The organism is Natrinema salifodinae (genome assembly GCF_900110455.1).
Classification (GTDB): Archaea; Halobacteriota; Halobacteria; order Halobacteriales; family Natrialbaceae; genus Natrinema; species Natrinema salifodinae.
Genome location: NZ_FOIS01000005.1, coordinates 287,919 through 299,656, shown reverse-complemented (window position 1 = coordinate 299,656; position 11,738 = coordinate 287,919). Strand labels below are relative to the sequence as shown.

Below are 11,738 nucleotides of genomic sequence, written 5' to 3'. Positions count from 1 at the left end.
TACTACCATGGGACGAGTTCGACTAACGGATACGACCAAGCGGTACGAAGACGTCGTCGCGGTCGACGACATGAACATCGAGATCGAAGACGGCGAGTTCCTGACGCTCGTCGGGCCCTCCGGGTGCGGAAAGTCGACGACCCTGGAGATGATCGCGGGGCTGACGCTCCCCTCGGAGGGACGGATCGAGATCACCGGTGAGGAGGTCACGAACGATCCCCCGAAGGACCGGGACATCGCGATGGTGTTTCAGAACATCGCGCTGTTCCCGCACATGAACGTCTACGAGAACATCAGCTTCGGCCTTCGGCTCCGGAAGTACGACGACGAGGAGATCGACGAGCGCGTCGAGCGCGCCGCCGAGATCGTCCAGCTCGAGGGAATGCTCGACCGCGACGTCGACGAGCTGTCCGGCGGCCAGCAACAGCGCGTCGGCATCGCCCGCGCGATCGTCCGAGAGCCCGCGGTCTTCCTGATGGACGAGCCGCTCGCGAACTTAGACGCCAAACTGCGCGTGCACATGCGAACCGAGATCCAGCGGCTGCAGAAGGAACTGGACATCACCACGGTCTACGTCACGCACGATCAGGAGGAGGCGATGACGATGTCCGACCGCATCGCCATCATCAACGACGGCGAACTCCAGCAGTGCGCACCGCCGCTTATCTGCTACGACGAGCCTGCCAACCGTTTCGTCGCGGGATTCATCGGCAGCCCCTCGATGAACCAGTTCGACGGCGTGCTCGACGGCGGCCGATTCGGCCACCCCGCGTACGACGTCGCACTCGGGCTATCCGAGCTCGGCTCGGTCTCGTCGGGCGACGAGGTGACGCTCGGCATCCGGCCCGAGGACGTCTACCTCTCCGCAAACGCTGACGCGGCGGCCGCGCCGAGCGAGCCGATCACCGTGTCCGTCGACGTGCTCGAACCCATGGGCGACCAGACGTTCGCCTACCTGTTCCCCGCGAATCAGGCGACCGACCAGAGCCCAGTGATGGGGGACGAGGCCGATCAGTTGCTCGTGAGTCTCGACCCGGACAGCCCCGTCGCCGAGGACGACGTAATCGACGTGGTATTCGATCGAGAGAAGGTCCACCTGTTCGACCTCGCGACCGGCCAGGCGATCGCTCACGGCGTCGTCGACGCCGCGGGTGACGTCGCCGCAAGCGATACCAAAGAGGGACGAGGGGTGAGCGACTGATGCCGACGACCGAAGGAATCCTATTCATCGTCGCCGCCACGGCGCTGTTTTTCTTCTGGATCTACGGCATCGTCTCGTTCTACTTCGACCTCCGGTACCAGTTCGTCCCGGTCGTCGCGAAGTGGCTGCGGAAACGCCGCGCGAACCGTCCGCGGCCCGAACGATTCCTGTAACGACACCGATGTTTTATAGCTCGCCCGCGATCGTAGCCGCGTATGGATGAGACTACCGGCCGGGTTCGCGTCGAGCGCAACGGCGCGGACGGCGAACCGGCGACGGACGCGTTCCAGCGAGCGATCGATGCGGCGGCCGACGCGGGCGGCGGAACCGTGTCCGTCCCGAGCGGCGAGTACGTGATCGGCACGATCGAACTCGCGAGCGACGTGACGATCCGCCTCGAAGCGGGGGCGACGGTGAAGCCGGCGCGGGATCGGGCGGCGTACGTCGACGCGCACGTCGGCCCGGACGGCGAGCGACCGTTCGTGCTCGCGGACGGCGTCGAGAACGTCTCCATCGTCGGCGACGGCGTTTTCGACGGGCGAGGGACCGAGTTCATGGAGATGGACGCGCCGATCCGGCAGCACTCGGGAGAGAGCGAGGGCCACCCGCTCGTCTCGAACGCGCCACACCGCGCCCGCCAGGGCGAGGAGTTCCTCTCCCGCGAACGAGGGACCGACGGGTGGCCGGTCGCCAAACCCGGCTTCCGACCGGGACCGATGTTTCACTTCGTCGACTGCGACGGCGTCCGGATTCGCGACGTCACGCTGCGGGACATGCCCGCCTGGACGATCAGCCTCGAGGGCTGCGTCGACGCGGACGTGCGCGGCGTCGATATCCGCAATCACGAGCTGATCCCGAACTGCGACGGCGTCGCCGTCGTGAACTCGACGAACGTCCACGTCTCGGACTGTACGATCGAGTCCTGTGACGACGCCATCACGATCTGCGCCGCGGCCGCCGGCCGCCCCTGTGAGTCGGTCACCGTCACGAACTGCACGCTCTCGTCGAGCGCCTGCGCGATCAAGTTCGGCTCGGAGACGGCCGGCGACATCCGGAACTGCACGTTCCAGAACTGCGTGGTGTCCGACACGAACCGCGGGCTCGGCATCCAACACCGCGACTCCGGCGACATCGAGAACGTCCTGTTCGCCGACATCGTCGTCGAGACGGGCCTGCTCCCCGGGCCGTGGTGGGGGAAAGGCGAACCGATCTACGTCACGTCGGTCCCTCGCGACGACGCGACCGAGCTCGGCACCCTCAGGAACGTCCGGTTCTCGAACGTCGTCGCCCGCAGCGAGAACGGTGCGTTCGTGTACGGCCACGGGGACGCCGACGTTTCGGGCGTCCGGCTGCACGGAGTGCGCCTGGCGATCGAAGGCGGCGAGCACGCCGACGCCGTCGGCGGAAACGCCGACCTCCAACCGACCGCCGTGACCGCGCCGATCTACGAACTCGACGTGGCGGCGGTCCACTGCGAGAACGTCGCCGACGTGGCCCTTCGGGACGTCTCGGTCGAGTGGGGCGACGACGTCCCCGAGTACTGCACGCACGCGATCCGGGCGACCGACGTCGACGGCCTCGTCGTCGACGGGTTCTCCGGTCGCCAGGCGCACCGGGAAAGCGCCGCCGCCGCGATCGGTCTCGACGGTGCGACCGACAGTGCGATCAGGGCGAGCAGGGCCGCCGCCGGAACCGGGACCTTCCTCTCGGTCGCGGATACCGAAGGCGACCGCCTGTTCGCGAACAACGATCTCGTCGACGCCGCCGAGTCGATCGACGGTGACCACGAGTTCCGCTGTACCGGGAACGTGCCGCCGGTGGCATACGCGGGAGAGAAAGAAACCGGACGAAGGGGGTGAACACCGAAAACCGCCCTCCGAGCGGTCGTTAAATCGCTTCGAATCGCCAGATCTGGTGTCCGGCACCGTCCCAGCCGCCTTCGACGACGTTCGCGCCGTCCGCAGTCGATCCGTCCGCGACCTGGAGACGACCGTCGTCCGTCTGGATCTGAAAGCCGCTTTCGTACCGTTCGAGCGTGAACTGCTGTCCGCTTCCCTGTCGGGCGTCTCCGCCGACGACGGTCAGCGCTTTCCCGCTGTGCTCGGCGACGATGCGGTCGGCGTCCACCCACAGGTCGGTGCCGCCGCCCTCGACGTCCCAGCGCTGGTGAGGATCGTCGGTCCACGTCCCCTGCCGGACGTTCGCGCCGGTGGCCTCGGATCCGTCGGCGACTTCCAGAACCTTGTCGCTGTGATCCGCAACGATGCGATAGGTCCCCTCCTCGACGGTCGGGACCGAGTCGGTCCAGATGTCTTCCCGGTCGAACTCCCTGTCCGTCGTGCCCTGCGGTCGGTCGACGACGTACTCCAGCGTCAGGTCCGCGCCGGGATCGGTCCGCCAGTCGAACACCAGGTCCCACTGACTGCCGGTCCACTCGAAGTGGTGTTCCCAGGCGAAAGCGGCGTCCGGGGCGTCGTACGGCTGCGCGCGGAGCGACAGCGACGACGATCGGTGGGCGGTCACGCCTTCGACCCGTGCCGCGGGCGAGTCGTCGGGTTCGAGCGTCACCGTGCCGGAGTCGATGCCGCCGCCGAGGTTCCGGTCGACGACCGTCGTTTCCGAGGCGACGTCGATCAGACCCTCAGTGCCGCCGCCGCGGACGTCGTTGTCGATGAACCGATTGTGCAGGCAGGCGCCGTCTTCCTTGATCGCCCACGTCTGTTCGCGATCGCCCTCGGGGCGCTCGTCGACGATTCGCAAGTTGCTGAGGGTCACGCCCTCGTTGATCTCCGAGGTCGTCCCCTGCAGTCCGATCGACCACATGTTGACGCCGGGCCCGTCGACGTTCTTGATCACGCCGCCGAGGACGGTGACGTTTCTGACATCGACGAGCAAGATTCCGGCCTTGTCGCCGCCGACGACGTTCACCTCGCCGACGGTCACGTCGCGCGTGCCGGTGATGATCGACAGCCCGCGGACGCCGCCGCGACTGACCACGCGCCCGATCGTGACGTTTCGGCAGCCGTTCGCGAGCCGGACCGTCGCGTAGTCGAACGCCGGGTTCCGACCGACGACCTGCCCGACGGTCGCGTCGAAGGTCTCGTTGAGCAACACGACTGCGCTCCCCGGATCGACGCCGATCACCTGCCCGATCTGGATGCGCGTGACGTCGTACGTCTCGATGCCGTGATGGCCCGTGTTCTCGACGTACGCCGTGTCGATCTGGACGTCCTCACAGCCCGCCTGGATGCGGACGCCCTGTCCCGTCACGTCTTCGATCCAGAGGTGGCCGAGACGAACGTTCTCGCAGCCGTCGAGAAACACCGCTCTGCTAGCCGGCCCTTTCACCGTCAGTCGCGGAATCGATATGTTCTCCTCTCCGACCGCCGAGAACAAGTCCCCGGCCTGCCCCTCGACGACGATCTCGCCGGCGACGTCGACGCTCGTGTGGCTCGGAAGGTCGACGCCGGTGACCTCGTCGTCGCCGCTCACTTCGCCCGACGACGCGACGAGCACCCGCTCTTTGACCGTCCGGTCGTCGCTCAGACTGTCTACCGCCGCCTGGACCGCCGCCATTAGCTCCTCGTCACTCGCGACGCGTCCGTGGGGACCGTCGGCGTGATACCCGCCTTCTTCGTCGCGCCAGACGACGACATCCGCCTCGCGGGCCGACGTAAAGACGTGCTCTACGTCCAACCCGCCGAGGTTCTCCAGGTCGCGGCCGGCGGCGTCGACGTCGGCGTCCCACTCGTGCCACGGTTGAGTCCCGTCGTCGGACCGGTCTCGTGCGCTCGCCGTCCCGCCGAACGCCGCGCCGAGTCCGGCGACGCCGAGTGCCGTCATGATGTCTCGTCGGCCGACGGTCGCCGCTGCCTGCTCTGTGCTATAATCGCGTCTTTCGCTATCGTCACTCACTGAGTATCATGCTGTGTTATAACAGCACACGCCAGTTCCACCCGCCGTCAATTATATTTTTTCAGTACCATTTTAGTAGGGTTCTCGATGCATCGGGAGTTCCACGAACGCGGACGCGACCAGGCGAATCGAAATTTGGCAGTATCGGTCGTCTCCCCCGCGGGGTCGTCTCGCCGACCTACGAATTCGAGTCTCGGGATCACTGACTGCGGACGTCGTGCCGGTTACCGCCATCGGATGCGGTAGACAGAGTCACCGCGTTTGGTGCTGTGAGACGTTTATCGCCATCTCGCCTGAACCGGTCCGACCCGATCCGAGCCCGTTCCAGCAGCACTGATGGTATCCCTCGTCCGTCTCTCGGCTTTCGCTGCCCGCACCGGAAGAGAACGCAACGCTGTATCAATTGCTAACGTATATATCGATGGGTCATGAGTTACCGGCTGGCACGACCTATGACGAGAGATGACAGTTCGATCGACGGAGCCGAATCAGACTGGACGCTACCCCGGCGCGGGACGCTCGGACTGCTCGGGACCGCCGGACTCGGAACCCTGCTTGCCGGCACCGCCGCCGGCGATCGGAACGGTGAACAGCCGTGGCACGAGTGGGACGCCGACGTCGACGCCGGCGGCCACAGCCTGGCCGAACTGGGCGCGCTCGCGACGGTCGCGACCGACGCACCGATCGCGGACTTCGCCGGAGAGAATCTGCGCGTCGACGACGACGGTGTACTCAACGCCGAGGGCTCGCCCGACTCGATCCACGTCGTCACCGACTATCCCGGTGACACGCTCGACCAGAAACTCGAGAACGTCCTCGACGCGCTCCCCGAAGGCGACGACCTCTCGCATCGACAGCCGGGACACAGGATCGTCATCCCCGCGCCCGATCCGGACGATCCGGCCGCGGCCGACGGCCTGCCGGCCTGGCGGTTCGAGTCCCCGGTCGAGATAGCCGACAACACCGGCAAGCTCGTGTTCGAGATGGGGTGGACGCTGATCTACGCTACGGCCTCGATCGAGAGCTTCTTCGTCATCGGGCCGGACGAGAAGACGGAGAACATCAACCTCTACGGCGGGATGTTCTACGCGCGCGGGAACCTGGAGCGGTCGTTCGTGGACATTCGGGGCGTCGGTCACATGCACGTCTCCCGGATGTACCTCCAGAGCCTGACGGGTCGGAACGCGGTGCCGGCGGGGATCAGGCTCGCGGACTCCCACGGATCGAGCGAACTGACGATTACGGACACCGAAGTGACCGGCTGTCGCGACGGCTTCCGCGCCGAGTACGGGAACGACGACGTCCCGTACGGTCCCTCGTTCGACCTCGACATCCGCAACTGGCGGGGCGGCGGCGGCGAACACAGCATTCGGATCGACGGCGGTGCCTCGATCACGCTGGACTCGATCCAGGTGGGCGGCCACCCGCTCCAGTCCGTGAGCGAGGACATCGTCAGGCTGGAGAACTCCGTCAACGAGACCCGGAGCGTATCGATTTCCAACGTCCACGAGCGTCACAACGCGATGGACTACCACAGCGGCGTCAGAGCCGTCGACGTGACCGACGGCGAGGGGCCACGTCACAACGGCATCTTCGTCGAGAACGTCGACCTGTTCCACGCCGAGTACAGCACGGACATCGAGTACACGTCGTACTTCGATCAGCAGAATCTGCGTCCCGCTCCCAGGGTGAGCGACGACGCGACGGGGTCGACCCGTTGGTTCGACGCCGGCGTCCAGAAACACCGAACCGATCGCTCCCACGAGTTCCATGCCGGCGGATCGCCCTCGTTCGCCGTCGAGGAGGACGACGTCCGGATCGCCGGCGCCGGCAACGGCGCCGTCCTCACGACGCCGGACGGCGAGGACCGGTACCGCGTTCGACTCGACAACGACGGCAACCTGATCACCGAAGCGGTCGAGTAGGACGGCGACCCCGGCATCGCCTTCGGCGCTCGGGACGCGGAGCCGTTCGACTTCGCCAGGCCTTCCCGGCAGACGACGATCGGAGCAGACCGCCGTCCGCTCACGGGCAGAATTTCGTCACCGTCCGTCGCGTAATGCTGTTTCTCAAACGTCTCTCACGTACTTCCCGAACGGACCTTCATAAACGACGCTCACTCGGCGTGCAGTTCATCCCTCACGAACTATCTCATCCCTACATTACTCAGAATACAGATAAGTATATCGAGGGGATCTGAAAATAGTCGGCGGGTGATCTCGAACCCGAGTCTGAAGCTGCCGGTGTCGTGCGCGTATCGCGCCACAGTTGGTCGGAGGAACAGAAATCCCCGGTCGAAAGCGCCGTGCTCTGCCGTAGAGGCCGCTCCGTTTCCCAGCTACCGCGCGCTTCTATCGCAGCTTCCGGCCGGAAAGTGACGCGACGATCGGATTCCGTCACTGGCAATCCGGAGCCGAGACGAAACGCGGACCAGTACCTTGTCGAACACATCATTGGTGTGAGAAGAGAAGAGGTCTGTCATTGAGAGGAGATCACACGAGAGTGGATACGTCTTCCCTCAGTCGCGGAGACGACAGTCGTCCGTTTCCGATATCGGCACTGACGCGGACCGGCGTATTCCCGAGAAGGCACACCGTTCGCCCGAAACAGATGCTGTTCGTCCGGGAGGACACCGACTGCAGGCGGGTCGTATCAGGTCTCCGCGTTAACCCGCCCGATCGAGCACGACGAGTGTGTAGAGGTCGACCGCGTTGAGAACGAGAATAGCGAGCGGGAAGGCGACGTCACCGAACGCAATCTCCTCGAGACGGAGCGCGCTAAGGACGAACGGCTCGACGACGGAGCCGTCGAGGAGAAGCGCACCGGAACTGAGAAAGACGAGCGCGATACCGTAGAGGAGGCCCCAGCTGAGTCCCCGCGTCCACTGGCGGACGTAGAGGTGGCCGGCACCCGGACAGAGCACCGCCAGGCAGTACGCCGGCCACAGTTTCACGCGCGCACCGACGGTCGATATCGAGTCTGCCACGGATCGCGTCGCCGGGCCGGGAAGCGACTCACTGGTGCCCCGTCGGCCGGTGTCTGTCATCCGCTGGTTCGAGTCGGGGGTACTCATATCACTCGCATCCACAGCGCCCGTCAAAAATGTCAGTCAGACGCCCGTACGACGCGGACTACGGACCGGGGACGCGGTAAAACGGCGTGACTACGCAGTACAGGAACGGCCTACGAACGACGGACGCCCGCGCCCGTAACGAGCGGGCCCGCGAACCCGCGCTTGCGCCCGGAAGGCGACGTCGAAGGCGGCTCCGCGGCGGAGTTCGGCGACCGGGGCCTACCGATCGATCAATCTTCGGCGGAAGCGCCCGCAGAGGTGAATTCGCCGATTAACTATCGGTCTTCGCGGCCGGCGTGTACACTCGACATGTCCATAGGTAACACGGGTGTCGGGTCGGGTGACGCGTCATGACCGGGCTAACGCGGCGTACCGCCGTGAAAGCGGTCGGCGGGCTGGTCGGCCTCGGAACGGCGAGCTCGGCGGTCGGATCCGTCAACGACGATACGAACCGTTCGACGGAGACGGATCCGTCGAGACGGACGCGGGGGAGCCCGTTTCTCGGGGCGTGGACGGCGAGTCCGCAGGCACCGCTCTCGGACGGCATCTCGGCGACGGGGTTCGAAGACCAGACGCTGCGGCAGATGGTTCGGCCGAGCGTCGGCGGTCGCGGCGTCCGCCTCAAACTCACGAACGCGTTCGGCGATGAATCGATCACGTTCGACCGAGCGTCCGTGGGGCGCCGGGTATCTGGATCCGGGGCTTCCGTCGAGCCCGGGACGCTCCGTCAGGTTACGTTCGGCGACGATCCGGACGTCACGATTCCGCCTGGCGCGCGAGTGATGAGCGATCCCGTCGAGTTGCGCGTCGGGGCGGGCCAGGATCTCGTAGTCTCCCTCTACACCGAGACTGCGACCGGGCCGACGACCTGGCATCAGTTGCCGACGAAAACGTCGTACGTCTCGTCGGCGGGTGATCGGACGGCCGATCCGAGCGGCGACGCGTTTCCGTCGTCGGTGACCCATTGGTTCTTCCTCGGCGGGATCGAGGTGCTCGCGCCGGAGCACACCGGCGCGATCGCGTGTTTCGGCGACTCGATCACCGACGGGCACGGGTCGACCCTCGACGCCAACGCGGCCTATCCCGATTTCCTCGCCGAACGCGTCACCGAACGTCAGGGCCTCCGTAAGTCCGTGGTGAACGCCGGTATCTCCGGCAATCGCGTGCTCAGCGATTCCGACGTATTCGGCCCGAACGCGCTCGCCAGGTTCGATCGGGACGTCCTGACCCAGACGGGCGTGACGGACGTCGTTCTGCTCGAAGGGATCAACGACATCGGATTCGAGCGGTTCGACGATCCGAAGTACAGGCCGGCGACGAGCGTGACCGCCGACGATATCATCGCCGGCTACGAGCAGCTCATCCGCCGGGCACACGCGCGGGGAGTCCGGATCATCGGCGGGACGCTGACGCCGTTCGAAGGGGCCGTCTACTACTACGAAGCGGGCGAACGAAAGCGCCAGGCGATCAACGAATTCATTCGGACGAGCGGGGCGTTCGACGGCGTCGTCGATTTCGATAAAGCGGTTCGTGACCCTGACGATCCGAAGTGTCTCCGTCCGGAATACGATAGCGGGGATACTATTCATCCAAACGATGCAGGGTATCGCGCGATGGCCGATGCGGTCGATCTCTCCCTCTTTCGCGGCCATCGCTCATCGAAGCCGACGGACGGGGAGTCGACAGCGACGTTCGCGTAACCATCGGACGGCTCCGTCGTATCCGAGAGCCGATCTCGAAAAAGGGTATCTCGATCGGCTCACTCCGTCCGTACCTCGAGACAGGGCTGTCGTTGGGATCGGTCGACGCGGTTCGAACTCGATCTCTCGGTGCCTCGGCGGGGTCTGCCTCCGGACGACGGACTCGACGGAGGCAGACCGTCTCGACCGACGAGAGCAATTCACATAGTGAGCTACCCTTGGATAGCAGCGGATTGTAATGGGCGCGGATCGCGCGACGAGTACGTCCCCGGGCTGCCGGAATCGGTGTTCGAGCCACGTCGCCTCGCCCTGGATCGAGTCTCGCCGCGTTCTTACCGCCGTCGGCGGTTCGCGAGCAGCCAGCCGATTGCGATCGCGACGACGAGAAGCACGGCGGCCCCGACGCTCGGACGAGTCAGCCACCAGGGCTGGCAGGTGCGGGAGCCGCAGTGGGGACACCGCCTGGTACCGTGGCGGAGCGGTCCAGCGCACGTCGGACACTCAGTCCACAGGATCTGACTCTCGGCGGGCCGCGATCGATGGCGCGCAAGCGGCTCCGGGTTTCTGACAGCCATGGGTTACTGATACGTCATCGGCCAGCGGTATGAGAGTGGTTGATAGATGTGATGACCGTACGCGATGCGGACATGCTCGTCGATGGGAGGCGACCGATGGTTTCGTCGATCCGTCACCGGCAAGTGACGTAGCGACCCGACGCAGGCGGATGCGTTGGGCGTAGCGACCAGGTCGCCCTCACTTCTCGGCGCTGAAGAAGAGCGCGGCACCGTATCGCTCGAACTGGACCGTCGTAAAGCCCGCGTCGAAGAGGAGGTCTCGGAGGCCCTCGCGGTCGAAAACGCGGACTCCGATCGTTCGGCGTAGAACGGATCGAGCGCCTGGGAGAGCAAGCAGCCAGTCCCTGCTCAGGGTCGTCCCGACGAGCCGTCCGTCCGGCGTCAGCACCCGATACATTTCCGCCACCGCCGTCGGAATCTCCCCGAATAGATGCAGCGCCCAGCAACAGGAGACCCCGTCGAACGTCGCCTCCTTGAACCGGAGATTCTCGGCATCCATTCTGGCGAACGCGATCGCGTCGAGCCCGTCTCGCGCGGCGTACCGCTGGGCGCGCCGTACCATCCCAGTCGAGACGTCGATTCCCCAGACGAACGCGGCGTCGGTCGCGATATACCGGGTAAATCGTCCCGTCCCGCAGGCCACGTTGAGCACTTCGGCCCCGGCTCCGTCGAGCGCGTCGGCGAGGAGCGATCGGTCGTCGGCAGGTGCACGTAACCCACCGATCAGGCGATAGACGACGGGGAACCAGAACCGCGTTTCGTAGATCGACGACAGCGCATCGAACGCGGAGGGAACGGTCGACCCCGCGGCGACGGGAAAGTGCGGAATACCATCGACGACGGGGACCGATTCGCCGCAGGTATCACACCGTAGCTCCCGGTCACGGGCCGATAGCGCCGCCTCGCAGCGGGGACACGTGAGTGTGACGCCGGTCCGGTCTGGGTCGCGCATACTCGCTGCTACGTACGGCCGCTACTAAATTCGAGTCGAACTCGGTGGACCGGCACCGCTCGATGCGGTCGTCCGTAACCGCCGGTTTTGCCTCGACAGCCGTTCTCCGTCCGGCGGAGGGACATATCATCGTTCGGCCGAGAAGGTTTATGTTCCTCGGTAGCATACAACATATACGGGCGCGAGGACACACCGGACGATCGACGTCGGTTCGTTCGCAAGAACGGTCCGTCGCCGAGTCGGGGTACAATCCAGTCTCCGATAACACGGAGACGAGATGAACGCCCCGAAGGAGAACCGAAGCGATCCGGAACGCATCCGC

General features: G+C 65.6%; 9 protein-coding genes. 5 read left to right on the top strand and 4 right to left on the bottom strand.

Translation table 11 applies throughout. The features are described 5' to 3' along the window. Nucleotides 1-7 precede the first annotated feature (7 nt). The 3 genes from BMY29_RS19490 to BMY29_RS19485 are packed head-to-tail and all read left to right on the top strand — an operon-like array spanning nt 8 to nt 3,060. On the top strand, nt 8-1,201 hold the full coding sequence (locus tag BMY29_RS19490) for an ABC transporter ATP-binding protein (RefSeq protein WP_049991971.1): 1,194 nt from the start codon (nt 8-10) through the stop codon (nt 1,199-1,201). Further along, entirely contained in the window at nt 1,201-1,374 is a 174-nt protein-coding gene (locus BMY29_RS21290) for a DUF8005 family protein (RefSeq protein ID WP_173424950.1), read from the top strand. The genes BMY29_RS19490 and BMY29_RS21290 overlap by 1 nt, the downstream gene beginning before the upstream one ends. A gap of 42 nt (nt 1,375-1,416) precedes the next feature. Beyond that, nucleotides 1,417-3,060 (top strand): glycoside hydrolase family 28 protein, encoded by a 1,644-nt coding sequence (locus BMY29_RS19485; RefSeq protein ID WP_049991970.1) that lies wholly within the window; start codon nt 1,417-1,419, stop codon nt 3,058-3,060. Nucleotides 3,061-3,088: 28 nt separating this feature from the next. On the opposite strand, the gene BMY29_RS19480 is transcribed toward BMY29_RS19485, so the two are convergent. Beyond that, nucleotides 3,089-5,044, bottom strand: a complete 1,956-nt coding sequence (locus tag BMY29_RS19480) for an RICIN domain-containing protein (RefSeq protein WP_049991969.1) — start codon at nt 5,042-5,044, stop codon at nt 3,089-3,091. A 524-nt stretch (nt 5,045-5,568) separates the two neighbouring features. Between BMY29_RS19480 and BMY29_RS19475 the strand changes: the two genes are divergently transcribed. After that, entirely contained in the window at nt 5,569-7,041 is a 1,473-nt protein-coding gene (locus tag BMY29_RS19475) for a hypothetical protein (protein WP_074854865.1), read from the top strand. Between the two features lie 740 nt (nt 7,042-7,781). On the opposite strand, the gene BMY29_RS19470 is transcribed toward BMY29_RS19475, so the two are convergent. Beyond that, on the bottom strand, nt 7,782-8,189 hold the full coding sequence (locus BMY29_RS19470) for a DUF6677 family protein (protein ID WP_338141414.1): 408 nt from the start codon (nt 8,187-8,189) through the stop codon (nt 7,782-7,784). A gap of 350 nt (nt 8,190-8,539) precedes the next feature. Here BMY29_RS19470 and BMY29_RS19465 point away from each other — a divergent pair, with 350 nt between their 5' ends. Then, nucleotides 8,540-9,889: an SGNH/GDSL hydrolase family protein gene (locus BMY29_RS19465; protein ID WP_049992241.1), complete on the top strand. Its 1,350-nt coding sequence runs from the start codon at nt 8,540-8,542 to the stop codon at nt 9,887-9,889. A gap of 332 nt (nt 9,890-10,221) precedes the next feature. Here BMY29_RS19465 and BMY29_RS20760 read toward each other — a convergent pair whose 3' ends face one another. Further along, a complete protein-coding gene (locus BMY29_RS20760; protein ID WP_143067748.1) occupies nt 10,222-10,464 on the bottom strand; it encodes a hypothetical protein in 243 nt (80 codons plus the stop codon). Between the two features lie 178 nt (nt 10,465-10,642). Next, nucleotides 10,643-11,416 (bottom strand): methyltransferase domain-containing protein, encoded by a 774-nt coding sequence (locus tag BMY29_RS19460; RefSeq protein WP_049992240.1) that lies wholly within the window; start codon nt 11,414-11,416, stop codon nt 10,643-10,645. Nucleotides 11,417-11,738 lie beyond the last annotated feature (322 nt).